This is a genomic window from Aromatoleum aromaticum EbN1 (assembly GCF_000025965.1).
Lineage (GTDB): Bacteria > Pseudomonadota > Gammaproteobacteria > Burkholderiales > Rhodocyclaceae > Aromatoleum > Aromatoleum aromaticum.
The window spans coordinates 2,738,883-2,763,716 of the sequence record NC_006513.1; the positions used below are offsets into that span (position 1 = coordinate 2,738,883).

The 24,834-nt window shown below is 67.5% G+C and carries 24 protein-coding genes; 12 read left to right on the top strand and 12 right to left on the bottom strand.

What is annotated here, in order from left to right:
- Positions 1–72 precede the first annotated feature (72 nt).
- Complete coding sequence (locus EBN1_RS13055) at positions 73–876, top strand: OBAP family protein (protein WP_011238431.1); 804 nt, start codon at positions 73–75, stop codon at positions 874–876.
- Positions 873–1,892 carry an asparaginase gene (locus tag EBN1_RS13060; RefSeq protein WP_011238432.1) on the top strand — a complete coding sequence of 340 codons (1,020 nt, stop codon included), beginning with the start codon at positions 873–875 and terminating at the stop codon, positions 1,890–1,892. Before EBN1_RS13055 ends, EBN1_RS13060 begins: the two co-directional genes overlap by 4 nt.
- 43 nt (positions 1,893–1,935) lie before the next feature.
- Here the strand turns inward: EBN1_RS13060 and EBN1_RS13065 are convergent, their stop codons facing one another.
- The 7 genes from EBN1_RS13065 to EBN1_RS13095 form a co-directional block, all read right to left on the bottom strand.
- Entirely contained in the window at positions 1,936–2,097 is a 162-nt protein-coding gene (locus tag EBN1_RS13065; protein WP_083782975.1) for a DUF2474 family protein, read from the bottom strand.
- On the bottom strand, positions 2,097–3,104 hold the full coding sequence (gene cydB, locus EBN1_RS13070; protein ID WP_011238433.1) for a cytochrome d ubiquinol oxidase subunit II: 1,008 nt from the start codon (positions 3,102–3,104) through the stop codon (positions 2,097–2,099). Before cydB ends, EBN1_RS13065 begins: the two co-directional genes overlap by 1 nt.
- Positions 3,105–3,109: 5 nt before the next feature.
- The gene (locus EBN1_RS13075) at positions 3,110–4,543 is read right to left on the bottom strand and encodes a cytochrome ubiquinol oxidase subunit I (RefSeq protein ID WP_011238434.1); all 1,434 of its coding nucleotides are present in this window, start codon (positions 4,541–4,543) and stop codon (positions 3,110–3,112) included.
- A 56-nt stretch (positions 4,544–4,599) separates the two neighbouring features.
- The gene (locus EBN1_RS13080; protein WP_041646348.1) at positions 4,600–4,983 is read right to left on the bottom strand and encodes a DoxX family membrane protein; all 384 of its coding nucleotides are present in this window, start codon (positions 4,981–4,983) and stop codon (positions 4,600–4,602) included.
- Between the two features lie 138 nt (positions 4,984–5,121).
- A complete protein-coding gene (locus EBN1_RS13085; RefSeq protein ID WP_011238436.1) occupies positions 5,122–5,673 on the bottom strand; it encodes a chromate transporter in 552 nt (183 codons plus the stop codon).
- Positions 5,670–6,209, bottom strand: a complete 540-nt coding sequence (locus tag EBN1_RS13090; protein WP_422103727.1) for a chromate transporter — start codon at positions 6,207–6,209, stop codon at positions 5,670–5,672. Before EBN1_RS13090 ends, EBN1_RS13085 begins: the two co-directional genes overlap by 4 nt.
- 170 nt (positions 6,210–6,379) lie before the next feature.
- Positions 6,380–7,027 carry a phosphoribosyltransferase gene (locus EBN1_RS13095; protein ID WP_011238438.1) on the bottom strand — a complete coding sequence of 216 codons (648 nt, stop codon included), beginning with the start codon at positions 7,025–7,027 and terminating at the stop codon, positions 6,380–6,382.
- A gap of 223 nt (positions 7,028–7,250) precedes the next feature.
- On the opposite strand from EBN1_RS13095, the gene EBN1_RS13100 reads away from it, so the two are divergent.
- From EBN1_RS13100 to EBN1_RS13110, 3 genes are all read left to right on the top strand, one after another.
- Entirely contained in the window at positions 7,251–7,562 is a 312-nt protein-coding gene (locus tag EBN1_RS13100) for a hypothetical protein (RefSeq protein WP_011238439.1), read from the top strand.
- 139 nt (positions 7,563–7,701) lie between these two features.
- Positions 7,702–8,301, top strand: a complete 600-nt coding sequence (locus EBN1_RS13105) for a hypothetical protein (RefSeq protein ID WP_011238440.1) — start codon at positions 7,702–7,704, stop codon at positions 8,299–8,301.
- A 17-nt stretch (positions 8,302–8,318) separates the two neighbouring features.
- Positions 8,319–8,825, top strand: a complete 507-nt coding sequence (locus tag EBN1_RS13110) for an SRPBCC family protein (protein ID WP_041647303.1) — start codon at positions 8,319–8,321, stop codon at positions 8,823–8,825.
- 68 nt (positions 8,826–8,893) lie between these two features.
- Here the strand turns inward: EBN1_RS13110 and EBN1_RS13115 are convergent, their stop codons facing one another.
- A complete protein-coding gene (locus EBN1_RS13115; RefSeq protein ID WP_011238442.1) occupies positions 8,894–9,955 on the bottom strand; it encodes an AraC family transcriptional regulator in 1,062 nt (353 codons plus the stop codon).
- A gap of 154 nt (positions 9,956–10,109) precedes the next feature.
- Between EBN1_RS13115 and EBN1_RS13120 the strand changes: the two genes are divergently transcribed.
- Genes EBN1_RS13120 through EBN1_RS13150 form a run of 7 tightly spaced genes read left to right on the top strand, consistent with a single transcriptional unit; the run spans position 10,110 to position 20,307 of the window.
- A complete protein-coding gene (locus EBN1_RS13120; protein ID WP_011238443.1) occupies positions 10,110–11,303 on the top strand; it encodes an isovaleryl-CoA dehydrogenase in 1,194 nt (397 codons plus the stop codon).
- The gene (locus EBN1_RS13125; RefSeq protein ID WP_011238444.1) at positions 11,303–12,910 is read left to right on the top strand and encodes a carboxyl transferase domain-containing protein; all 1,608 of its coding nucleotides are present in this window, start codon (positions 11,303–11,305) and stop codon (positions 12,908–12,910) included. Before EBN1_RS13120 ends, EBN1_RS13125 begins: the two co-directional genes overlap by 1 nt.
- Positions 12,911–12,925: 15 nt before the next feature.
- Complete coding sequence (locus tag EBN1_RS13130) at positions 12,926–14,929, top strand: acetyl/propionyl/methylcrotonyl-CoA carboxylase subunit alpha (protein WP_011238445.1); 2,004 nt, start codon at positions 12,926–12,928, stop codon at positions 14,927–14,929.
- 17 nt (positions 14,930–14,946) lie between these two features.
- A complete protein-coding gene (locus EBN1_RS13135; protein ID WP_011238446.1) occupies positions 14,947–16,635 on the top strand; it encodes an AMP-binding protein in 1,689 nt (562 codons plus the stop codon).
- Between the two features lie 25 nt (positions 16,636–16,660).
- Entirely contained in the window at positions 16,661–17,572 is a 912-nt protein-coding gene (locus tag EBN1_RS13140; protein WP_011238447.1) for a hydroxymethylglutaryl-CoA lyase, read from the top strand.
- 49 nt (positions 17,573–17,621) lie between these two features.
- Entirely contained in the window at positions 17,622–18,299 is a 678-nt protein-coding gene (locus EBN1_RS13145; RefSeq protein ID WP_011238448.1) for a glutathione S-transferase family protein, read from the top strand.
- A gap of 19 nt (positions 18,300–18,318) precedes the next feature.
- Positions 18,319–20,307: an acetoacetate--CoA ligase gene (locus EBN1_RS13150; protein WP_011238449.1), complete on the top strand. Its 1,989-nt coding sequence runs from the start codon at positions 18,319–18,321 to the stop codon at positions 20,305–20,307.
- A gap of 165 nt (positions 20,308–20,472) precedes the next feature.
- Here the strand turns inward: EBN1_RS13150 and guaD are convergent, their stop codons facing one another.
- The 4 genes from guaD to tal form a co-directional block, all read right to left on the bottom strand.
- The gene (guaD, locus tag EBN1_RS13155; protein ID WP_011238450.1) at positions 20,473–21,774 is read right to left on the bottom strand and encodes a guanine deaminase; all 1,302 of its coding nucleotides are present in this window, start codon (positions 21,772–21,774) and stop codon (positions 20,473–20,475) included.
- Positions 21,775–21,863: 89 nt separating this feature from the next.
- Positions 21,864–22,436 (bottom strand): HNH endonuclease, encoded by a 573-nt coding sequence (locus EBN1_RS13160; RefSeq protein ID WP_049780276.1) that lies wholly within the window; start codon positions 22,434–22,436, stop codon positions 21,864–21,866.
- A gap of 200 nt (positions 22,437–22,636) precedes the next feature.
- Positions 22,637–23,188 carry an NUDIX hydrolase gene (locus tag EBN1_RS13165; RefSeq protein WP_011238452.1) on the bottom strand — a complete coding sequence of 184 codons (552 nt, stop codon included), beginning with the start codon at positions 23,186–23,188 and terminating at the stop codon, positions 22,637–22,639.
- A gap of 424 nt (positions 23,189–23,612) precedes the next feature.
- The gene (tal, locus tag EBN1_RS13170) at positions 23,613–24,692 is read right to left on the bottom strand and encodes a transaldolase (RefSeq protein WP_011238453.1); all 1,080 of its coding nucleotides are present in this window, start codon (positions 24,690–24,692) and stop codon (positions 23,613–23,615) included.
- Between the last annotated feature and the right edge of the window lie 142 nt (positions 24,693–24,834).

Below are 24,834 nucleotides of genomic sequence, written 5' to 3' on the forward strand. Positions count from 1 at the left end.
CGGCAAGCTCGTGCGTGTCGGCAATTCCAGCCTTCGGTGCGCGCCGCGTCCGGACCGTTGCAGGAGACCCCGATGTCCTTCCGCCGAATGCTTCGCCGCAGCCTCGCCTTGTTCGTCGCAGGCGGCTTCGTCCCGCTGGTCGTACCGGCCGGCGCTGCCGAACCCTCCCCGGAACCTCCCGGCGAGGAGAAATCCGCGAAAACGACGGTGCTCGAAGCGGGCGCGCGGATGTTGCAGGGCAATTCGCCGCTGGCGCCGATGGATATCCATCTGTCCGGTTTTCATCCCCTCAAGGACGATCCCGAACACCAGATGGAGGCGCATCATTTCTGCCACCAGGTAAACGAGGATTTCGCGCAGTGCGTGCTGTTCGACGGCAACGAAACGGGCGCGAACCTCAACGGCGTCGAATACATCATCTCGGCGAAGCTGTTCGAGACGCTGCCCGACGATGAAAAGCCGCTGTGGCATCCGCACAACGGCGAAATCCTTTCCGGCCAGCTGATGGCGCCCGGCATCCCCGAGGCCGCCGAGAAGGCCCTGATGAAGGGCAAGATGAACAGCTACGGCAAGACGTGGCACGTATGGAACACCGGCACGCACAGCGGCGCGGGCGACAGCCTGCCGCTGGGACCGCCGCGGCTTGCGTGGTCCTTCAACCGCGACGGCGAAGCGCAGCCCGGGCTCGTGGAGCAGCGCGACCGGCGACTCGAGGTCGATAGCGCCGCGAAACGTCGCGAACGCGCCGAACTGCAACCGCTCGCCCGCCCGCAGGCCGGCGTCGACGCGCTGAAAGGAAGATTCCCGCGGCCGACGTCGCCGCTGCCCGGCGTTGTCGAGCGCGGGGAGTCGTCCGAAACAGGACGGCATGAATGAACGCAACGATGTGTCTTCCGCGCCATGTGCCGCTCGTCGTCGCGACGCGCGGCAACGCCGTCGAATCGGTTCATTACGGGTCGATCGCCGTCGCGGGCGCGGACGGCGGGCTCCTGTGCGGGGCGGGCGATGCCGATTTCCCCGTCTTCACGCGCTCGACGCTCAAGCCGTTCCAGGCGCTCCCCTTCGTTGCCGACGGCGGTCCGCAGCGCTTCGGGTTCTCGACCGAGCACGTTGCGCTGATGTGCGCGAGCCACTCGGCCGAACCCCGGCATGTCGCGGCCGTTTCGGACATGCTCGCGCGGATCGGCTGCAGCGAGCGCGACCTGCAGTGCGGTTCGCATCCCCCGATTTTTTACGCTGCGACCGGAATCCCGGTGCCGCCCGATCTGGTGCCGACCCCGCTACATCACAACTGCTCCGGCAAGCACGCCGGCTTCCTCGCGTGGTGCCGCCTGCATGACGAGCCGAGCGAGACCTATCTCGACCCGGATCACCCGTTGCAGCGCGCGGTGCGGCGAACGTTGGCCAGCCTGCTCGACTGCAGCGAGGGTGAACTGGTTGCAGGGACGGACGGCTGCGGTGCGCCGAATTACGCGTTGGCCCTCGCGCAGCTCGCCCGGGCCTATGCACGGCTTGCGGCGCCGGCTGGCGACAGTGACGTCGCGGCCGACTTCGGTGTGCTTTTCAGGGCGATGATCGCTCATCCCGAAATGGTGTCCGGCGAACGGCGCGACGATCTGGCGCTGATGCAGGCTGCGCCGGGCGACTGGGTTGCGAAGGGCGGTGCCGAAGGGGTGCAGGCGCTCGGTATCGCCAGCCGCGGCATCGGCATCGCAGTCAAGATTTCGGACGGCGGGGCGCGGGCAGTGCGAATCGCAACGTATGCGGCACTCGAGCAACTCGGGCTGCTGCCGTCCGATATACGACGCCTGCTGCAATGGCGCCGCGACGAGATTCGCAACCACACCGGGGTCGTCACAGGCTGGCTCGTGCCGGTCTTCCGTCTGAGCTGATTGGCTGTCCGGGCCCGTGATGCGCCGGACGTGGCCGATCCGACTACGGCGCGAGCCCCACCGAGCGCATCACGACGCGCAGTACCGCGGCGACGACCATGACCACGGCGACGCTGACGGCCCAGATCAACACGAGCCAGCCGATGCGCCTGAGCCATCCACGCGCCGGCGTCGCGGCCGCTCGCGCCTCGACCGGTTCGCGCATCAGTGGTAGCCCTGCGTTTCGTCCACCTTGCCGCGGAACACGTAATAGCCCCACGCGGTGTACATCAGGATCAGCGGGATGATCAGCAGCGCGCCGACGAGCGTGAACCCCATGCTCTGTGGCGGGGCGGCCGCTTCCCAGATCGTGATCCCGGGCGGGACGATGTTCGGCCACAGGCTGATGCCGAGCCCGCTGTAGCCGAGGAACACGAGAAACAGCGTCAGCACGAAAGGCGCGATGTCGGGCGCGCGGCGCAGCCGCTGCAGCAGCTGCCACGCCGTCAGCGCGACGAGGATCGGCACCGGAGCGAACCACAGCAGGTGCGGCCACGTGAACCAGCGCTGCGCGATGTCCTCGCGGGCGAGCGGTGTCCATACGCTGATCGCGATGATCACGGCCAGCAGAATCCACGTCAGTGGCCGCGCGATCGCGATCATCCGTGCTTGCAGCGGCCCTTGCGTCTTGACGATCAGCCACGTGCTGCCGAGCAGCGCGTAGGTCACGACGAGGCCGGCACCAACGAAGAGCGGGAAGGGCGCGAGCCAGTCGAACGCGCCGCCCGCGTAAGCGCGATCGACGACCTCGATGCCCTGTATGTAGCCGCCGAGCGTGACGCCCTGGAAGAAAGTCGCCGCGAGCGAGCCGCCGATGAACGCCTTGTCCCACAGGTGGCGGTGCGCATCGTCCGCCTTGAAGCGGAACTCGAACGCAACGCCGCGAAAGATCAGGCCGAGCAGCATCAGGATCAGCGGCAGGTAGAACGCGCTCAGCACCACCGCGTACGCGAGCGGGAACGCGGCGAGCAACCCGGCGCCACCGAGCACGAGCCAGGTCTCGTTGCCGTCCCATACCGGCGCGACGGTGTTCATCATCACGTCGCGGTCGGTGCGGTCGGCGAAGAACGGGTACAGCAGGCCAATGCCGAGGTCGAAGCCGTCCATCACGACGTACATCATCACGCCGAACAGGATGATCACGGCCCACACCAGCGGAAGATCGATGCCCATGTCGTTCAGCCTCCGCTGCGCGTGGTGGCGAGGTCGTCGGTCGCATCCGGGGCTGCCGACAGCGGTCGTGCCGGAGTGCGCTGCCGGCCCGGCCCGCCGGGCACGGGCTCCGTCCCTTCGTGCGTCACCGGTCCGTGCCCGATGAGGCGCAGCAGATAGACGGTTCCCGCGCCGAAGACGACGAAATAGACGACGACGAAGAGCGCGAGCGTCGTCGCGAGCTGCCCTGCGCCGTGCGACGACACGCCGTCGGCGGTGCGCATCACGTTGTACACGAGCCACGGCTGTCGGCCGATTTCAGTCGTGAACCAGCCGGCGAGCATCGCGACGAGGCCGGTCGGTCCCATCCACTGCGCGAATCGCAGCAGTACGCGCGAGCGGAACAGCTCGCCGCGCCAGCGCGCCCACAGCGCCCACAGGCCGAGCGCGATCATCAGGAATCCCAGCCCCACCATGATGCGGAACGACCAGAACACGACCGTCGAATTCGGCCGGTCCTCGCGCGGGAACTCCTTCAGCCCGGGAAACTGGCCATCCCACGAATGCGTCAGGATCAGGCTGCCGAGACGCGGGATATCGAGCGCGAAGCGCGTTTCCTCGCGCTCCATGTCCGGCCAGCCGAACAAGGTCAGCGGCACGCCTTCGCCGGGCTTGTTCTCCCAGTGCCCTTCCATCGCGGCGAGTTTCGCCGGCTGGTGCTCGAGCGTGTTGAGGCCGTGGAAATCGCCGACCACCGCCTGCAGCGGCGCGACGAAAAGCAGCATCCACATCGCCATCGACAGCATCTTGCGGATTGCCGGGCTATCGCGGCCGCGCAGCAGGTGCCATGCGCCGGAGGCGCCGACGATCAGCGCGGTCGCGAGGAAAGCCGCGATGCCCATGTGGACGAGGCGATATGGAAACGACGGGTTCAGGATCACCGCGATCCAGTCCGTCGGCACGACGCGCCCGTCGACGATTCCGTAGCCCGCTGGCGTCTGCATCCAGCTGTTCGACGCGAGGATCCACGTCGCCGACAACAGCGTGCCGGCCGCGACCATCACCGTCGCCAGGAAATGCAGGCCGGGGCCGACGCGCGTCCAGCCGAACAGCATGACGCCGAGAAAGCCGGCCTCGAGGAAGAACGCCGTCAGGACTTCGTAGGCCAGCAGCGGCCCGGTGACGCCGCCGGCGAAATCGGAAAAGTAGCTCCAGTTGGTGCCGAACTGGTACGCCATGACAATGCCCGAGACGACGCCCATGGCGAAGTTGACGGCGAAGATTTTCGACCAGAAATGGTACAGGTCGCGGAACACTTCGCGCCCGGTGCGCAGCCACTGGCCTTCGAGCACGACCAGGTAGCTGGCGAGCCCGATCGTGATCGCCGGAAAGATGATGTGAAACGAGATCGTGAAGCCGAACTGGATGCGGGCGAGAAGCAGCGCGTCGATGTCCCACATGGTCGAGCCTTTTCAGCTTGTCGGCGATCGGAACGAGGACAGGACCGGTTCGCGTTCTAGGTCCGCCGCTGCCGCCACGCGTCGATGCTGAACGCGCCGGGCCCGTGGGCGCTCAGGACGAAGAAACCGCCGGCGATCGCGAGGTTCTTCATGAACGAGATGAACTGCATCGGGTTCGAGAAATCGGTGTGGAAGAACACTGCGGCGAGCAGGCAGAACACGGCCAGCCCGACCGCGGCGAGCCTCGTCAGCAGGCCGAACGCAATCGCGAGGCCGCCGCCCAGTTCGGCGAAAATCACCAGCGGCAACAGCGCACCGCTCACGCCCATCGATTCCATGTACTGCTGGCTGCCGGCGTAGCCTTTGATCTTCCCCCAGCCGCTGAGGATGAAGATCAGCGCGAGCAGCAGACGCCCGGCCAGAACGGTGAAATCCTTCATCACTTGTTCTCCTTCGTGTCGTGGGTCCGGATCGTTCCTTATATTTAGACGACAAATCGAAGGCTCACCGGCCGGGATCGCTCCGGCCGGGAGGGCGCGCCCTGCGGACAAGGAGCGGGGAGGCGGCGAAACCCGGGCCTACGCCCAGCCGAGCGCGCCGGCGACGGCGCCGAGGGCGATCAGCCAGATCGGTGCGAGGCGCGTGCGCAGCATCGCGACCACCGTCGCCGCGATCAGCACGATGCCGCCGACGCGGTGGGCCGGCTCGCGCACGAAAGGCAGCGCGAGCACCCAGCCGGACGAGAACATCAGCCCGACGGTGACCGGCGCGAGTCCGGCGGTGAACGCGCGCACCGCCGGGGTGTCGCGGCGCCGGCTGCCCCAGCGGCTGACGCCGAGCGACAGCAGCGTCGACGGCAGCAGGATGCCGACGAACGCGGCAGCGGCTCCGGGCAGACCGGCCACCTGGAAGCCGAGCACCGGCACGAACAGCACGTTCGGCCCCGGCGCCGCCTGCGCGAGCGCGATCGCGGTCGTGAAGTCCGCGTCGGTGAGCCAGCCGCGATCGTGCACGAGCAGGCGATGCATTTCCGGCGCCGTCGACATCGCGCCGCCGATCGACAGCAGCGACAGTGTCAGAAAGTGCAGGAAGAACTCCGGCAGGTCGGACAGCATGAAACCGGTCGTCATGGCTGCCGCTCCTGCCGCGCGATGCACCAGCGGGCGAGCCCCCACGCGAAGACGCCGAACCCGATCACGACCCACGCCAGCGGCACGCGCAACACCGCGACGGCGACGATCGTCGCCAGGCCGAGCAGCGCGCACAGCACGAGCCCCATCGGGTTGCGCCGCAACGTGCCGAGCATCTTGAAGCCCATCGCCAGCATCAGCCCCGCGGCGACGGCCCCCATGCCGCGCAACGCGCCGGCGACGACCGGGTAATCGGAAAGCCGGTTGTAGCTCGCCGCGAGCACCAGCACCAGCACGAGCGGCGCGAGCAGCATGCCGCCGATCGCCGCGAATGCGCCGCGCCAGCCGAAGAAGCGGTCGCCGAGCATCAGCGACAGATTGACGACATTCGGGCCCGGCAGCAGCTGCGCGAGCGAATACGCGGCGATGAATTCCTCCCGCGTCAGCCAGCCGCGGCGATCGACGAGTTCGCGCTGGGCGACTGCCAGCACGCCGCCGAAGCCCTGCAGCGCGAGCACGGTGAAAGCGATGAACAGATCGAGCGGCGAGCGCGGACCGGGACCGGCTGCAAGGGTCGCGATCGCGGGTTGCGGTGAAGTCAGTTTGGGCTCCGGCAGTGGGGGGCGGCGAACGAAGGCGGGAGCTTATCGCAAACGATGCTCCGGGCGCGCCCCCGCGGCGCGATCCTCCCTGCGGGCGCCGCCTTTCAGTCCGCTGCCGGCGCGCCCGGTTTCGTGCGAAACCGCTCGAGGCAGGCCACGACCTCGTCATCCTCGACCTGATCGAAGTTGCGATAGAACTCCCCGACGGCGTGGAAATTCGCCGGCGTGTACAGGCACACGACTTCGTCGGCGTAAGGCTTCACTTTTTCCACGCTCGCCGGGGCTCCGACCGGCACCGCGCAGATCAGCTGCTGCGGGCCTTTGCTGCGGACCGCATGCAGCGCAGCGATCATCGTCGCCCCGGTCGCGAGCCCGTCATCGACGACGATGACGATGCGCCCGGCGGGATCGACCGGCGGATGTCGCGGCGAATACGAGCGGCGCCGTTCCTTCAGGCGCTCGAGCTGCCGCGCGCGCTCGCCCTCGAGGTACTCCTCACTGGCGGCATCGGGATCGGAGACGAACGACCAGCCGCTCTCGTCGATCGCCCCGACTGCGTATTCCGGCTGCCACGGCGCGCCGAGCTTGCGCACCAGCACGACGTCGAGGTCGGCCTGCAATGCTTCGGCCAGGGCGGCGCCCATCGGCACGGCGCCGCGGGGAATCGCGAGGACCAGCGCGTGCTTCCCGCGCCACGCGTCGAGTGCGGCGGCAAGCTGGGCAGCCGCGTCCATTCGGTCTGCGAACTGCATGATGTCTCCTTGACTGCGCCCGTCCCAGACACTCGGGTTGCGGGCGCAGGGGTTTCATAAACGCGTCGACGCGTGCGCCGCGGGGAAGTTCGGCGATGAAAGGGATGGTTTCGCGCGCCCCTGCCGGCGTCGCGGCGGCGAGAAATTTCGCCAGGTGCATCGCGCGAGACAGCCGCGCACCGCCTGTTGTACCTTCGGACTTCACCGCCGCCGGAGCCCCGCGATGCATCTCGTCCAGATCCTGATCCCCGTCACCGACAACGACGGCCTGCGCTTCGAGCGGCGCACGTTCGAGGGCGTGCGGCGCGAGCTGATCGCGCGCTTCGGCGGGCTCACCGCCTTCGTGCAGGCGCCCGCGCTCGGGCTATGGAAGGATGCGCAGAGCGGCACGACTGCGAAGGACGACATGATCCTCGTCGAAGTGATGGTCGAGGCATTCGACCGCGAGTGGTGGGTCGGCTACCGCGCGGAACTCGAGCACACGTTCCGCCAGGACGAAATCGTCGTGCGCGCGATCGTCTGCGAGCGGATCTGACCAAGTTCTGCGGCGTGCCAGTTGCTCAATGGCATTCCCGCGGTTCAGCGTCTAGTGTTCGAACTGGCGTCGGCGGCGCGACTTGCAGGCGTACCGGGATCTGCGCGGCCCAGCTGCGCCCCGCACGACGGGTGAAGTGATGGACCTACTCGATGAAGCCGAAGCGCACTTTCGCGCGCTGGAAAGCTATCGCGCGACGCTGCACTCGATCGGGCCCAACGGCGATCGGCAGGTGATGCGTTACTTCTATCGCAAACCGGGCTGGGTCCGGATCGACTGCGTCGAGCCGCATCGCGGCGCGGTGCTGATCTACGACCCCGGGGCGCGGAAGGTGCGGCTGTGGACGTTCGGCCTCGGCTTCGGCGGGGGCTTCGGATTTATGCCGGCGTTGAGCCTCGCGCCCGACAATCCGCTGGTACGCAGCCCACGCGGTCACACTGTCGATCGCTCCGACGTCGGCGCGCTGTTCGAGAATCTGCAGTCGCTGCGCGCCGGCGGAAGCTTCACCCCGCTCGGCGCGGGAACGGTCTCCGGGGAACCGGCCGTCGGCTTCGAAGTCGCCGGCGTGGCCGGCCTCATCGTGGATGGAGCGCATCGCAACCGGGTGTGGCTTGCGCAGGACACGTTGTTTCCGCGGCGAGTCGAAAATTTCGACGAGGCGGACGATCTCGTTGAAATCGTCGACCTCATCGATGTCGAACTCGACGTCGATTTTCCCGAGCGGTTCTTTGCGCCGTGAGAATGGACGAACCGCGGATGACTCATGCGCGCGAACGCGTGATCCGATACGACGTGACGACGTGGTGGCGATTCGACGCGCCGCTCGAAGCGGTCTGGGACGCGATCGTCGACGCCGAGAACTGGCCCGTCTGGTGGTCCGGTATCGAGGAAGTCGTCACGCTCGCGCCCGGCGACGGGAGCGGAATTGGCGCGAGGCGCCGCTGCACCTGCCGCGGCCTGCTGCCGTTCCGCCTGACGATCGTCACCTGCGTCACGCGGGTCGAACCTTTGCGCCTGATCGAAGGGCGGGTCAGCGGCGAACTCGAAGGCGTCGGCCGCTGCCATCTCGGCCGCGACGCGCGTTTCACGACGGTGCGCTACGAGTGGCAGGTGCGCACGGTGCGCCGGTGGATGAACTGGCTCGGCCCGTTCGCGAAACCGATCTTCCGCTGGAACCACGTCGCGATGATGCACGCCGGCGGCGTCGGCCTCGCGCGTCACCTCGACAGCCGCGCGGTCCCGCGGACCGGCGACTCCGCGTGACCTCGATCCGGGAGCTTGTCGGTAGCATTTCGATACCTTCCCGGCGGCGCGGGCCGGCAAGGCCTTCCCTATGCTTCCGAGGCGCTTGTCGCCGCTACTACGCGGCTGCGGAAGGCGGTCGGCGAATCGCCGGTCCATTGACGGAACGCGCGTGAAAAGCTCTTTTCGTTGCGAAAACCGGTCGAGAGCGCGATCTGCTTGATCGACCGGTTCGTGCGGTTCAGCAGGTCGACGGCGCGCTCGCGGCGGGCTTCGTCCTTCAACTGCTGCACCGACGCGCCTTCCTCTTCCAGTTGGCGGTGCAGCGTGCGCGGTGAAAGGTGCAGCCGTTCGGCGAGCGTCTCGGCAGTCGCGCCTTCGTCCAGGCGTTCGCGCAGCAGATGGCGCACGCGCTGCACGAGCAAGCGGTCGCGGCGGTACTGCAGCACGGTCAGCGGCAGCGCGCGGCGCAGCATCTGCTGCAGCGCCGCCTCGTCGCGCCGCAGCGGCAGGCTCAGGTACTGCGCGTCGAAGCTGATCCCGGCCTGTTCGGCGTCGAAGTGCACCGGCCCCTGGAACAGCAGCGGATAGACGGAACGGTGCGGCGGCGGCGGAAACGGGAAGCGTGCGCCGAGCAGCGGGATGCGCGAGTCGATGACCCAGCACGCGTAGCCGAGCAGATAGCGCAGGATCGTCACTATGCAGAACTCGTGCATCTCGCCGAGGTAACGGCGCACTTCGATCCGCACGTGCGCGACGTCGCGCTGCGCGTCGAGGTGCAGCAGGATGTCGTCGGTGAGCAGACGATGGTGACGGCACCAGCGCTTGATCGCGACGCCGAGGTCGGGAGACGTGATCGACGCGCGGCACAGCATTCCATATGACCCCCACGGCAGGCGGCGCGAGAACCAGCCGAGCGCCTCGTCGTCGAGCTCCTGCATCGCGACGGCGGAGATCAGCTCCATCTGTGCTGCCGTCACCCGCGCGTCGGGGTTGTCGAGCGCGGCCGGCGCGATCTGCGCTTGTCGGAGCGCATTGGCAGGATTGATACCGTAGCGGCGGTACGCCGCGACGATTGCGCGGATGAACGCGATCGGCGTCGCCGCTGACCCATGCATGGGATCGGGGATCGGGGGAAGTGTCGCAGCCATGCGGCGATGATAGGGAGCATGGCAGGATTTGCAACCACGTTGGCGCCTGCGGCCCTCTCGCGCGGCCTACTCTTGCGAGGTTACGACGATCTGGCGAGCCCGCCTCGCGCGACGTCCCGAAACAACGCCATCCACAAGGAACGAGGAGACCCCGATGAACATACCGAGCCTGAACTTCAACCTCGGTGAAACGATCGAGATGCTGCGCGACACGGTGCAGTCCTTTGCCGCCGACCAGATCGCGCCGCGTGCTGCCGAAGTCGACCGTACGAACGAGTTCCCCGCCGACCTGTGGAAGAAGCTCGGCGAGCTCGGCCTGCACGGCATGACCGTCGAGGAGGAATACGGCGGCACGAACATCGGCTACCTTGCGCACATCATCGCGCTGGAAGAAGTCTCGCGCGCGTCGGCGTCGGTCGGCCTGTCCTACGGCGCGCATTCGAACCTGTGCGTGAACCAGATCCGTCGCAACGGCAACGCCGCGCAGAAGAAGAAATACCTGCCGAAGCTGATTTCCGGCGAGCACGTCGGCGCGCTCGCGATGAGCGAGCCGAACGCCGGGTCGGACGTCGTGTCGATGAAGCTGCGCGCCGACAGGCGCGGCGACCGCTTCGTGCTCAACGGCGCGAAAATGTGGATCACGAACGGCGGCGACGCCGACACGTTGGTCGTCTATGCGAAGACCGATATCGACGCCGGCCCGCGCGGCATCACCGCCTTCATCGTCGAGAAGGGCATGAAAGGCTTCACGCACGGCACGCACCTCGACAAGCTCGGCATGCGCGGCTCGAACACGTTTCCGCTGTTCTTCGACGACGTCGAAGTGCCGGAGGAGAACGTGCTCGGCGGCGTCGCAAACGTTGGCCAGGGCGTCAAGGTGCTGATGAGCGGCCTCGACTACGAGCGCGCGGTGCTGTGCGGCGGCCCGCTCGGCATCATGGCGGCGTGCATGGACGCGGTCGTGCCGTATCTGCACGAGCGCAAGCAGTTCAACCAGCCGATCGGCGAATTCCAGCTGATGCAGGGCAAGCTCGCCGACATGTATTCGACGTGGATGGCGACGCGCGCCTACGTGTATGCGGTCGGCCAGGCGTGCGACTCATTGACCAAAATGAGCGACCACGCGCGCACGCTCCGGAAGGACGCCGCCGGCGCGATCCTGTATTCGGCCGAGAAGGCGACGTGGATGGCCGGCGAGGCGATCCAGACGCTCGGCGGCGTCGGCTACACGAACGAGTACCCGGTCGGGCGGCTGTGGCGCGACGCGAAGCTCTACGAGATCGGCGCCGGCACGAGCGAGATCCGCCGCATGCTGATCGGCCGCGAGCTGTTCTCGGAGACCGAGTGATGTCCGTCCTCAAATCGAACATCAACAGCCGCAGCGAAGAGTTCCGGGCGAACGCACAGGCGCTGAAGAGCCTCGTCGCCGACCTGCGCGACAAGGCCGCGGAAGTGAGCTTCGGCGGCGGCGCCGCGGCGCGCGACAAGCACACCGCGCGCGGCAAGCTCTTGCCGCGCGACCGCGTCAATCACCTGCTCGACCCGGGCACGCCGTTCCTCGAGATCGGCCAGCTCGCCGCGTACGGCATGTACGACAACGAGGCCGCGTCGGCCGGCGTCGTCGCCGGCATCGGGCGCGTCAAAGGGCTCGAATGCATGATCGTCGCGAACGACGCGACGGTGAAAGGCGGCAGCTACTTTCCGATGACCGTCAAGAAGCATCTGCGCGCGCAGGAGATCGCGCAGATGAACCGCTTGCCGTGCATCTACCTCGTCGACTCCGGCGGCGCGAACCTGCCGACGCAGGACGAGGTGTTCCCCGACCGCGAGCACTTCGGCCGGATCTTCTTCAATCAGGCGAACATGTCCGCGGCGGGCATTCCGCAGATCGCGGTCGTCATGGGTTCATGCACCGCGGGCGGCGCGTATGTGCCGGCGATGAGCGACGAGGCGATCATCGTCAAGAACCAGGGCACGATCTTCCTCGGCGGGCCGCCGCTCGTGAAGGCCGCGACCGGTGAAGTCGTCAGCGCCGAGGACCTCGGCGGCGGCGACGTGCATACGCGGATCTCCGGCGTCGCGGATCACCTCGCCGAGAACGACGCGCACGCGCTGTACATCGCGCGCCGGATCGTCGGCAACCTGAACCGCACGAAGCCGGTCGAGATGAACCTCGGCGCCGGCGACGAGCCGCTGTACGACCCCGAGGAGATCTACGGCATCATCCCGAGCGACACGAGAAAGCCGTACGACGTGCGCGAAGTGATCGCGCGCGTCGTCGATGGCTCGCGCTTCGACGAATTCAAGGCGCGCTACGGCACGACGCTCGTGACCGGCTTCGCGCAGCTCTACGGCTATCCGGTCGGCATCGTCGCGAACAACGGCATCCTGTTCGGCGAGTCGGCGCAGAAAGGCGCGCACTTCGTCGAGCTGTGCGCGCAGCGCGGCATTCCGCTCGTCTTCGTGCAGAACATCACCGGCTTCATGGTCGGCCGCAAGTACGAGAACGCCGGCATCGCGAAGGACGGCGCGAAGATGGTCACCGCGGTCGCGACCGCGCAGGTGCCGAAACTGACGATGATCATCGGCGGCTCGTTCGGCGCCGGCAACTACGGCATGTGCGGCCGCGCGTACTCGCCCCGCTTCCTGTGGATGTGGCCGAACTCGCGCATTTCCGTGATGGGCGGCGAACAGGCGGCGAGCGTGCTCGCGACCGTGCGCCGCGACGGCATCGAGGCGAAGGGCGGCGCGTGGAGCAAGGAAGACGAGGAAGCCTTCCGCGCGCCGATCCGCGAGCAGTACGAAGTGCAGGGCCACCCCTACTACGCGACCGCGCGCCTGTGGGACGACGGCGTCATCGACCCGGCGCAGAGCCGCCGTGTGCTCGGCCTGTCCCTGTCCGCGACGCTGAACGCTCCGATCCCGCAGACGAAGTTCGGCCTGTTCCGGATGTAAGGGGAGGAGACAAGAATGTTCGAAAAAATCCTCATCGCTAACCGCGGTGAAATCGCCTGTCGGGTGATCAAGACCGCGCGCCGCATGGGCATCAAGACCGTCGCGGTGTATTCCGAAGCCGACGCGAGCGCCCGCCACATCCGGCTCGCCGACGAAGCGGTGCTGATCGGTCCCGCCGCGGCGAAGGAAAGCTATCTCGTCATCGAGCGCATCATCGCCGCGGCGAAGCAGACCGGCGCGCAGGCGATCCATCCGGGCTACGGTTTCCTGTCCGAGAACGAGGAGTTCTGCGACGCGTGCGAACGGACCGGCATCGTGTTCATCGGCCCGCCGGTGTCGGCGATCCGCGCGATGGGCTCGAAGTCCGAAGCGAAGAAGCTGATGGAAGAAGCCCGGGTACCGCTGACGCCGGGCTACCACGGCGACAACCAGGAACCGGCTTATCTGCACGAGCAGGCCGACAGGATCGGCTATCCGGTGCTGATCAAGGCGGCAGCGGGCGGCGGTGGCAAGGGCATGCGGCTCGTCGAGAAGTCCGGGGACTTCATCGCCGCGCTCGCGTCGTGCAAGCGCGAAGCCGCGTCGTCGTTCGGCGACGAGCATGTGCTGGTCGAGAAGTACATCACCCGCCCGCGCCATATCGAGATCCAGGTGTTCGGCGACTCGCACGGCAACTGCGTTTATCTCTTCGAGCGCGACTGCTCGGTGCAGCGCCGCCACCAGAAAGTGCTCGAGGAAGCGCCCGCGCCCGGGATGACACCCGAGCGGCGCGCAGCGATGGGCAAGGCCGCGGTCGAGGCGGCGAAGGCGGTCAGCTACGTCGGCGCCGGCACCGTCGAGTTCATCGCCAACCAGGACGGCTCGTTCTACTTCATGGAGATGAACACGCGGCTGCAGGTCGAGCATCCGGTCACCGAGATGATCACCGGCCTCGATCTCGTCGAGTGGCAGCTGCGCGTAGCCAGCGGCGAGCCGCTGCCGCTCACGCAGGAACAGCTCGCGATCCGCGGCCACGCGCTCGAAGCACGAATCTATGCGGAAGACCCGGCCAAGGGCTTCCTGCCTTCGACCGGCAAGCTCGTGCATCTTGCTCCCCCGGCCGAAGGCCTGCACGTGCGCGTCGACACCGGTGTCGAGGAGGGCGACGAGATCAGCCCGTTCTACGATCCGATGATCGCGAAGCTGATCGTCTGGGACGAGACCCGCGAGCAGGCGCTGGCGCGGATGCTGCAAGCGCTCGCGGACTACCGCGTCGTCGGCGTCGCGAACAACATCGAGTTCCTGTCGCGGCTCACCGCGTGTCCGGCGTTCGCCGGCGCTGACCTCGACACCGGGCTGATCGAGCGCGAGAAGGCCTATCTCTTCCCCGAGGGCGAAACGCCGCCGGTCGAGACGTACTTCGTCGCCGCGCTCGCCGAACTGCTGCGTGAGAATGCGCGCGCCGAAGATGAAGCGCGTCGCGGCAGCGATCCGGTGTCGCCGTGGCACATGCGCGACGGCTGGCGCCTGAACTCGACCGCGAATCGCGGGCTGATCTTCCGAGTCGGCGACGCGCAGAAGACGGTGCAGGTCGCCTACCGCGGCGACCGCTACACACTGGCGGTTGACGGCCATTCGGCGGAAGCGCGCGGCCGGGTGAATGCGCACGGCGGGCTGCGCGTCGAGCTCGACGGCACGCGGATGGACGCGACGGTGATTTCCGCCGGCCGCATGCGCCATGTGTTTCTGCATGGCAGGAGCTGGCAGCTCGCGAATGTCGACCCGCTGCATTTTGCCGGCGAAGGGGGCGGTGCCGAAGGCGGACTGCTCGCGCCGATGCCGGGCAAGGTCATCGCGCTGCTTGCCGACGCCGGTGCGAAAGTCGCGAAAGGTGCGCCGCTGCTGATTCTCGAAGCGATGAAGATGGAGCACACGATCAACGCACCGGCTGCGGGCACCGTGAAAGCGTTCCGTTACGCGGTCGGCGACCAGGTCGGTGACGGCGCGGAGCTCGTCGAGTTCGAAGCCGAGAAAGGTTGATTCGAGGGGAGAGACAAATGACGCAGTTGAGCTACGTCCACGGCGCATCCGCCAAAACGCTGATTGGCCAGACGATCGGACGCTTCTTCGACGAAGCCTGCGCACGGCACGCGCAGCGCGAGGCGCTCGTCGTGTGCCACCAGAACGTGCGCCTGACCTATGCCGAACTGAGGCTGAAAGTCGATGCGCTCGCGTGCGCACTGGTGCGCCTCGGGCTCGCGCCGGGTGACCGCGTCGGCATCTGGTCGCAGAACAACCTCGAATGGATACTGACGCAGTTCGCGACGGCGAAAGCCGGCCTCGTGCTCGTCAATATCAACCCCGCTTATCGCCGCAGCGAGCTCGAATATGCGGTGAACAAGGTCGGCTGCCGGGCGCTGGTGCTGTCGCCGTCGTTCAAGGGCAGTGACTACCTCGCGATGCTCTCCGATCTCGCACCGGAGCTTGCCGACTGCGAGCCGGGCGCCCTCGAAGCTGCGCGGATGCCGTCGCTGAACTGGGTCATCCGCATGGGCGCGGAGAAGAGCGCCGGGATGCTGAATTTCGATGACCTGCTCGCGCCGCCGTCGCGCGACGAGCTCGTCGAGCTCGCGATACGCGGCGAGAAGCTGCAGTTCGATGACCCGATCAACATCCAGTTCACTTCGGGCACGACCGGCCAGCCGAAAGGCGCGACACTGTCGCACCACAACATCCTCAACAACGGCTTTTTCGTCGGCGAGGCGATCCGGCTCGTTGAAGGCGACCGCGTCTGCATCCCGGTGCCGCTGTACCACTGCTTCGGCATGGTGATGGGCAACCTCGGCTGCGTGACGCACGGCGCGACGATGGTCTATCCGGCCGAAGCGTTCGAGCCGGTCGCGGTGCTCGAGACGCTCGCGGAGGAGCGCTGCACCGCCGCGTACGGCGTGCCGACGATGTTCATCGCGATGCTCGACCACCCGCGCTTCGGTGACTTCGACCTGTCGCGCCTGCGCACCGGCATCATGGCCGGCAGCCCGTGCCCGATCGAAGTGATGAAGCGCGTCATCGACAGGATGAACATGCGCGAAGTGACGATCGCGTACGGCATGACCGAGACGTCGCCGGTGAGCTTCCAGAGCGGCACCGGCGATCCGGTCGAGCGGCGCGTGTCGACGGTCGGCCGCGTCCAGCCGCATCTCGAGGTCAAGATCGTCGACAACGACGGACGCATCGTGCCGCGGGGCGTCGCCGGAGAACTGTGCACGCGCGGCTACTCCGTGATGCTCGGCTACTGGAATGACGTCGACCGGACGCGCGACGCAATCGACGCGGCCGGCTGGATGCACACCGGGGACCTCGCGACGATCGACGACGAGGGATACTGCAACATCGTCGGCCGCATCAAGGACATGGTGATCCGCGGCGGCGAGAACCTCTATCCGCGCGAGATCGAGGAGTTCCTGTACCGCCATCCGAAAATCCTCGACGTGCAGGTCGTCGGCGTGCCGGACCAGAAATACGGCGAGGAGCTGTGCGCGTGGATCATCGTGCGCGAAGGCGAAGCGCTTTCCGCCGACGAGGTCAGAGCGTTCTGCCAAGGCCAGATCGCGCATCACAAGGTGCCGCGCTACATCAAGTTCGTCGACAGCTTCCCGATGACGGTGACCGGCAAGATCCAGAAGTTCCAGATCCGCGAGCAGATGAAGCGCGAGCTCGGGCTCGACGAGGCGCGCACCGCGTGACGACGACCACGACGAGGGACAAGCGATGAAGCTGCCGAACGCGGTGAAGATCGTCGAAGTCGGCCCGCGCGACGGCCTGCAGAACGAGAAGGCGGTGGTCGCGACCGACACCAAAGTCGAGCTGATCGCGCGGCTCGCCGACGCCGGCTTGAAGGCGATCGAGGCGACGTCGTTCGTGTCGCCGAAATGGGTGCCGCAGATGGCGGACGCGGCCTTCGTCATGGCACGGATCGAGCGCCGGGCGGGCGTCGCCTACCCCGTGCTGACGCCGAACCTCAAAGGCTTCGAAGCGGCGCTCGCCGCCGGCGCCGACGAGGTCGCGGTGTTCGGCGCGGCGTCCGAGTCTTTCAGCCAGAAGAACATCAACTGCTCGATCGCCGAATCGCTCGCGCGCTTCGAACCGGTGATGGACGCGGCGAAAGCGGCCGGCGTGAAGGTGCGCGGCTACGTGTCGTGCGTGCTCGACTGCCCGTACGAAGGGGAAATCCGGCCGGAAGCGGTCGCGCTCGTCGCCGGCACGCTGTTCGAGATGGGCTGCCACGAAGTGAGCCTCGGCGACACGATCGGCACCGGCACGCCGGCGAGGACGCAACGCATGCTCGAGGCCACGATGCGCCGCGTGCCGGTCGAGCGGCTCGCAGGCCACTACCACGACACTTACGGCATGGCGATCGCAAACATCTACGCGTCGCTCGAACTTGGGCTGGCGGTGTTCGACGCGTCGGTCGCCGGCCTCGGCGGTTGTCCGTACGCGAAAGGCGCCTCCGGCAACGTTGCGACAGAGGATGTCGTCTGGCTCCTGAACGGACTCGGTATCGACAGCGGTGTTAATCTCGACCGGCTCGTCGACACTGGCGCGTGGATCAGCAGCCTGCTCGGGCGTGAGCCAGCCTCCCGGGTTTCACGCGCGTTGCGCGCAGGCTGCGCCGCGGGTTAGCAACGACGCAGCCCTGCCGCTCATCCAAGCCTTCAGGAGCCGGATACCGATGACGATGACCCTCTACCATTGTCTGAGCGCACGTTCGTTCCGCCCGTTATGGATGCTCGAAGAACTCGGGCTGCCGTACGAGCTGAAGGTGCTGCCGTTCCCGCCGCGGCGCGAGGCCGAGCCGTATCTCGCGGTCAATCCGCTCGGCACGATCCCGGCGTTCTTCGACGGCGACACGCGCCTGACCGAATCGGTGGCGATCTGCCAGTACCTCGCCGCGCGCCATTCGCCGCGGCAACTCGACGTCGGGAGCGACGAGCCGGCGTTCGGCGCCTACCTGAACTTCCTGCATTTCGGCGAGGCGACGCTGACGTTCCCGCAGACGCTGATCCTGCGCTACAGCCGCTTCGAGCCGCCGGAACGTCGGCTGCCGCAGGCGGCCGAAGACTATACGCGATGGTTCCTGTCGCGGCTGCGCACGCTCGAGCCGCTGCTCGAGCATCAGGAATATCTGTGCGCCGCTCGCTTCACCGCGGCCGACGTGTCGGTCGGCTACGCGCTGCTGCTCGCCGACGATATCGGGCTTCGGGACCGCTTCAAGCCGGCGACGCGTGCGTACTGGCAGCGCCTGCAGGCGCGCGACGGATTTCGACGGGCCCTCGCGGCGCAGCAGCGCGCGGCGGTCGAGCAGGGCGTGGCACCGCAATCGGTCGCCCGGGCGAGCGGCCCGTTCTGAACGAGGAGACAGAAAAGAGATGACAAACAACGAATCCGGCGATCGGCCGCTGTGGACGCCGCGGCCCGAACAGATCGCGGCGACCGGGATCGCCGCCTTCACCGAACGCGCTCGCGCCGCGACCGCCCTGTCGCTTGGCGACTACGCGGCGCTGCATGCCTGGTCGATCCATTCGCCGGTCGCGTTCTGGCGTGAGGTGTGGGACTTCGGCGGCGTCATCGGCGAGCAGGGCGAGCGCGGCCTGATCGACGCGGAACGGATGCCCGGCGCGACCTGGTTCCCCGATGCGCGACTGAACTTCGCCGAGAACCTGCTGCGCGAGTCCGCGAACCCGCAGGCGCTCGTGTTCCGCGGCGAGGACCGGCTCGAGCGGCGCATGACGCGCGCGGAACTGCGCATCGAGGTCGCGCGCTTCGCGGCCGCGTTGCGCGCGCTTGGCATCAAGGCGGGCGACCGCGTCGCCGCGTTCATGCCGAACATGCCCGAGACGCTCGTCGCGATGCTCGCGGCGTCCGCGATCGGCGCGGTGTTCACGAGCGCGTCGCCCGACTTCGGCGTGCAGGGCGTGCTCGACCGCTTCGGCCAGACCGAGCCGAAGCTCTTGATTGCGTGCGACGGCTACTGGTATGGCGGCAAGGCGATCGACGTGCGCCCGAAGCTCGCCGAGCTGGCCCCGCAGCTGCCGAGCGTCGCGCGGCTCGTCGTCGTGCCCTACCTTGCGGCCGGCGGCGCGCTCGATCTTTCGGGCGTGCCCGGCGCGGTGTCGTACGACGACTTCGTCGCGCCGCACCTCGCGGCGACCGAACCGGAATACGTCCGCCTGCCGTTCAACCATCCGTTGTACGTGATGTATTCGTCCGGCACGACCGGCGTGCCCAAATGCATCGTGCACGGCGCCGGCGGGACCTTGCTGCAGCACCTGAAGGAGCACAAGCTGCACACCGACGTGCGCGAAGGCGATCGCCTGTTCTACTTCACGACCTGCGGCTGGATGATGTGGAACTGGCTCGTCTCGGGCCTGGCCTGCGGCGCGACGCTGATGCTCTACGACGGCAACCCGTTTGTCGACGACGGCAAGCTGCTATGGGACTACGCGCAGGCCGAGCGCTTCACGCATTTCGGCACGTCGGCGAAATACATCGAGACGCTGGCGAAAGGCGACGTGCGCCCGGGGCAGTCCCACGACCTGTCGGCGCTGCGCGCGGTGCTGTCGACCGGCAGCCCGCTGGCACCACAAAGCTTCGACTTCGTCCATGAGGCGATCAAGCGCGACGTGCAGCTCGCATCGATCTCCGGCGGCACCGACATCATCTCGTGCTTCGTGCTCGGCAACCCCGCGCTGCCGGTGTGGCGCGGCGAGATCCAGTGCATCGGTCTCGGCCTCGCGGTCGAGGTGTGGGACGACGACGGCCGCCCGGTGGTCGGCGAGAAAGGCGAGCTCGTCTGCCGCAAGCCCTTCCCGAGCATGCCGATCGGCTTCTGGAATGACCCGGACGGCGCGAAGTACCGCGCCGCGTACTTCGAGCGTTTTCCGGGCGTGTGGTGTCACGGCGACTTCTGCGAGATCACCGCGCACGGCGGCCTGATCATCCATGGCCGCTCGGATGCGACGCTGAACCCGGGCGGCGTGCGTATCGGCACCGCCGAAATTTACCGCCAGGTCGAGAAGCTGCCGGAGGTGCTCGAATCGATCGTCATTGGCCAGGACTGGCCGCCCGAGGCGCCGACCGACGTGCGCGTCGTGCTGTTCGTGCGGCTCGCCGAAGGCGTCGTGCTCGACGACGCGCTCGCCGCCCGCATCCGGCAGGCGATCCGCGACAATGCGACGCCGCGCCACGTGCCGGCGAAAATCGTCCAGGTCGCGGACATCCCGCGCACGAAGAGCGGCAAGCTCGTCGAGCTCGCAGTGCGCAACGTCGTGCACGGGCAGCCGGTGAAGAACATCGAGGCGCTGGCGAACCCGGACGCGCTCGAGCAGTTTCGCGATCGCGCCGAACTTCGCGCCTGAGGTCCGCTCCGGGGCGATCCGCGCTGCCTTCGCCGGCAGGAACGTAGGGCGGGAAAGCGAAGCGCCTCCCGCCAAAACGGCAGGGGGCCGCTTCCGGCGTTCGATTGGCGGATAACGCCTTCGGCTCATCCGCCCTACGAAAAACCTCACCTCACAGACGTCACCTCACGGCCGGCGCCACGCCGGTTCGCCCATCACCCACGTCGCCGCGACGGCGCGGTCGTCGCCGAGCAGCATCAGCGCGAACAGCCGCTCGGCGAGGGTCGTGGCGACGGCCGTGCGCCGGGCGAGCAACGGCGTCGCGGCCGGGTCCAGCACCACCAGGTCGGCTTCGCGTCCGGTGTCGAAACTGCCGATGCGGTCGTCGAGATACAGGCTGCGCGCGCCGCCGCGGGTCGCGAGGTAGAAGCCGCGCTCGACCGGCAGCCGCTGTCCCCGGAGTTGCTGCACCTTGTAGGCTTCGTTGAGCGTCTGCAGCATCGAGAAGCTGGTGCCGCCGCCAACGTCGGTGCCGAGCCCGACCCGCACGCCCGCGGCGTGCGCCCGGTCGAGATCGAACAGGCCCGAGCCGAGGAACAGGTTCGAGGTCGGGCAGAAGCTGATCGCCGCCCCCGTCGCCGCCAGGCGGGTGCGATCGGTGTCGTCGATCCACACGCAGTGCGCGAACACGCTGCGCGCGCCGAGCTGGCCGTAGCGTTCATAGACGTCGAGGTAGCTGCGCGCTTCCGGGTAGAGCCTCGCGACCCAGGCCACTTCGCGCTCGTTCTCGGCGAGGTGGGACTGCAGATAGACGCCGGGATGATCGGCGAAGAGGCGTCCGGCAAGCGCCATCTGCGCAGGCGTCGAGGTCGGGGCGAAACGCGGCGTCACCGCATACAGCAGGCGATCGCGGCCGTGCCAGCGCTCGATCAGCGCCTTCGATTCCGCATCGCCGCCGTCGGCGGGGTCGCGCAGGAAGTCCGGGCAGTTACGGTCCATCAGCACTTTGCCGGCGATCATCCGCATGTGCCGTTTGCGCGCCGCGGCGAACAGCGCATCGACGGACGCTGGATGCACGGTCGCAAACGCCATCGCGGTCGTCGTGCCGTTCCGCAGCAGCTCGTCGCAGAAGAACTCCGCGACCGCCGCCGCGTGAGCCGGATCGGCGAAACGCCGTTCGGTCGGGTAGGTATATTTCTCGAGCCACGCGAGCACCTGTTCGCCATAGCTCGCGACGATGTCGGTCTGCGCGTAATGGATGTGCGTGTCGATGAAGCCGGGCAGGACGAGCTTGCCACGGTAGTCGTCGACAGTCGTTCCGGCCGGCAGCCGGGGCAGGAGGTCGGCGGCGGGGCCGAGTTCGGCGACGAGGCCGTCGCGCACGATCAGCAACCCGTCCGGAAAGTGCGCCAGCGCGTCGGCGCCGAGGTCCGCCGGGTCGCCGAGGAAGTGCACGATCTCGCCGCGGATTGCCCGCAATCCGCTCATTGCCCGCCTCCGTCAGCGCGTTCCGACAGGCCAGAACGCGCCGGCTCGAGGAAGCCGGCGGGGAGATGCTGGAAGGGGGCGCTCACTTTTCAGGGAACGTGCAGCCGGCTCTGGTGCGGCAGGTGGCGGGCGAGGAAATCCATCTGGTCGGCGAGGATCTGGCGGTTGCACAGGATCAGGTATTCGGCCTTGTTCGGCACGTACGGTGCATACAGCAGCGGCATCCGCGCCTGTTCCGGCGTGCGCCCGCTCTTGCGCTGGTTGCAGGGCCGGCACGAGGTTACGACATTCATCCACACGTCGCGCCCGCCCTGCGAAACCGGGACGATGTGCTCGCGCGTCAGGATGTGGCCCGAGAAGCGGTCGCCGCAATAGGCGCAGATGTGACGGTCGCGGTGAAACAGTTCGCGGTTGTTCAGCGGCGGAACCTGGCTGTGGCTGTCCGGACGGAAGCTGCGTCCCTTGATCGCGATGATGCTGTTCGCGGTGATTTCGGAACGCAGCCCGGTGGCGCGACAGATTCCCCCGACGAAGCGGAACTGCCGGTTTCCGACGACCCATGCGACCATGTCGAGAGCATAGTAGTGGCACGCCGCCTGCCAGCTTATCCAGCGGTGCGGCAGGCCGCGGCTGTCGAGCGTGAGGATCCAGGGGTGTTGCACGACAGGGAGCCTTGCCCGCGGCTGGCCCGGTCGTCGTTCGGATTCGATTGCGTTGTCATGAGCCGCTGTCGGCACGATACCTCCTGCGCTGCTGTTCTGTCGGCACACGGGGCGCCGGCACGGTCCTGCCGGACCGATGATGCGAACCGGCAGTGTATCGGCCGGCCTTTTGTCATTCGATCGGCGGCGGCCGCAGTGGTTCAGGCAGTGCCGACTGGCGGGGGCGGGGCGAGATCGCTGGTGCGGAAGCGGAAAGTGCCGCGGCGCCGGTCGTCGAAATAATGCTGCAACGTCAGCGCGATCGACCGGAACGCGATCTCGTTCCACGGGATTTCATGCTCCGCAAACAATCCGACCTCCAGCGATTCCTCGCCGGGCGCGAAATCCAGGTCGATCAGGCGCGCCCGATAGACGATGTGGACCTGGCTGATGTGCGGGACGTTGATCAGCGTAAATATTTCGCCGACCTCGATCCGCGCGCAGGCTTCCTCGAGGGTCTCGCGCGCCGCGGCCTGTGCCGTCGTCTCGTCGTTTTCCATGAAACCCGCCGGCAGCGTCCAGAAGCCGTGGCGCGGTTCGATCGCGCGCCGGCAAAGCAGGATGCGGTCTTCCCATTCCGGGATCGCGCCGACGACGATCTTCGGATTGACGTAATGAATACTGCCGCAGGTCGCACACACATGGCGCGGCAGCGAGTCTCCGGGAGGAATGCGCAACTCGACGGTCGCGCCGCAGTTCGAGCAGAACTTCATGGCAGTGGCTGAAGGCTGGGGGTCGCTGGATTCTAGCCCGGAACGCCGGCGCCTCGGTGGCGGGGGGCGCAAAAGGGCCCGCGAGCGCTGCGTAAACCGCATTCGTCGGGCATGCGGAAGGGCAGCTCGCACAGGAGTGCCGTCGATATAACAGACGACTCGTGAAGTGTGTAATCCTGCCGCTCCCGTCGTGGATCTCGCTTGCAATTGCTAACAATTGAACGAGCCGCAGAGTTTCAATCGCGTGTATGTGTGCGGATTGTCGAGGTCTCGCCGGCGTGACGACGCTTTCGAACAGCCAGCTCGTGTGGTGATCCTTGGCCTGAAGGAGCTGCTCCCGCTGCAATGCGAGCGGCTGCGGGCGTTCGGCGAAATACCGAAAGCGGGGCGAACGGACGGCGGGGCGAACGCTGCCGCCCGAAGCTCAGGCAGTGAGGTCGAGAAGCCCGGCAAAGGCTTCTTCGAACTGGCGCAGTCCTTCGTCCTGCAGACGCTTCCCGGCCGTCGTCATGTCGATGCCGAGCCTTTCCAGTGCAGCGAACTGCGCTCGCGCCGCGTCGACATCCCGGTCGAGCGTGCGGGCGACAGTGCCGTGGTCGCGCAGCGCCGCGAGCGTCGCGTCGGGCAGCGTGTTGACCGTCTCCGGCCCGATCAGCGGTTCGACGTACATGAGGTCGCTGTAAGCGGCGTTCTTCGTCCCGGTGCTCGCCCAGAGCATGAGCTGCGGCCGTGCGCCGGCGCTGCGCAGGCTGGCGAACGCGGGACCGTGGAAGCGTTCGCGATAACGCTCGTACGCGAGCTTCGCCATCGCGACGGCGGATTTTCCGCGCAGCGCGAGCGCAGCGTCACTACCGATCTCGCCGAGCTGACTGTCGAGCAGCGTGTCCACGCGGCTCAGGAACAGGCTCGCGACCGACATCACGCGCCCGACGTCGCCTCCCGCCTGCTGCCAGGCCGCGAGGCCGCCCAGGTAGGCTTCGGCGACTGCGTCGACGTGCGCCAGCGAGAACATCAGCGTCACGTTCACGCTCACTCCGTGTCCGGTCAGCTGCTCGATGGCTTCGAGGCCGGCGGAGGTTGCGGGCACCTTGATCAGCACATTGTCGCGCCCGACCGCATGCTTCAGGCGCAGCCCGGCAGCGACGGTCCGCGCCGTGTCGTGCGCGAGCGCCGGCGACACTTCGAGACTCACGTAGCCGGCATTGCCGCGGCTCTCGTCGAACACCGGGCGCAGCAGGTCGCAGGCGCGCTGCACGTCCGGGATCACGAGCCGCTCGTAGCGGGTTTCGGCGTCGATCGCTTCGCCCTTGAGACGGGCGAGGTCTTCTTCGTAGTAGCGTCCGCCGGCGATCGCCTTGTGGAAGATCGCCGGATTGGTCGTGACGCCGGCGATGCCGTCCGCGGCGATCAGTTGGGCAAGGTGCCCTTCGTTGAGAAGGGTGCGGGAAAGATTGTCGAGCCAGACCTGCTGGCCTTCGGCGCGTACGCGGAGCAGAGGATTCATGGATGACTGCGATGAGAGGTTGCTCGAGGATTCATTGTGCTATGAATCATCGGGCGCCGAAAGCTTGCACGACCCGGCGCGGGCCTCGCTTGGCAGCCCCCGTGCGGGGGCTGCCGCCGCGCGATTCGGGCAGTCGGCCGCC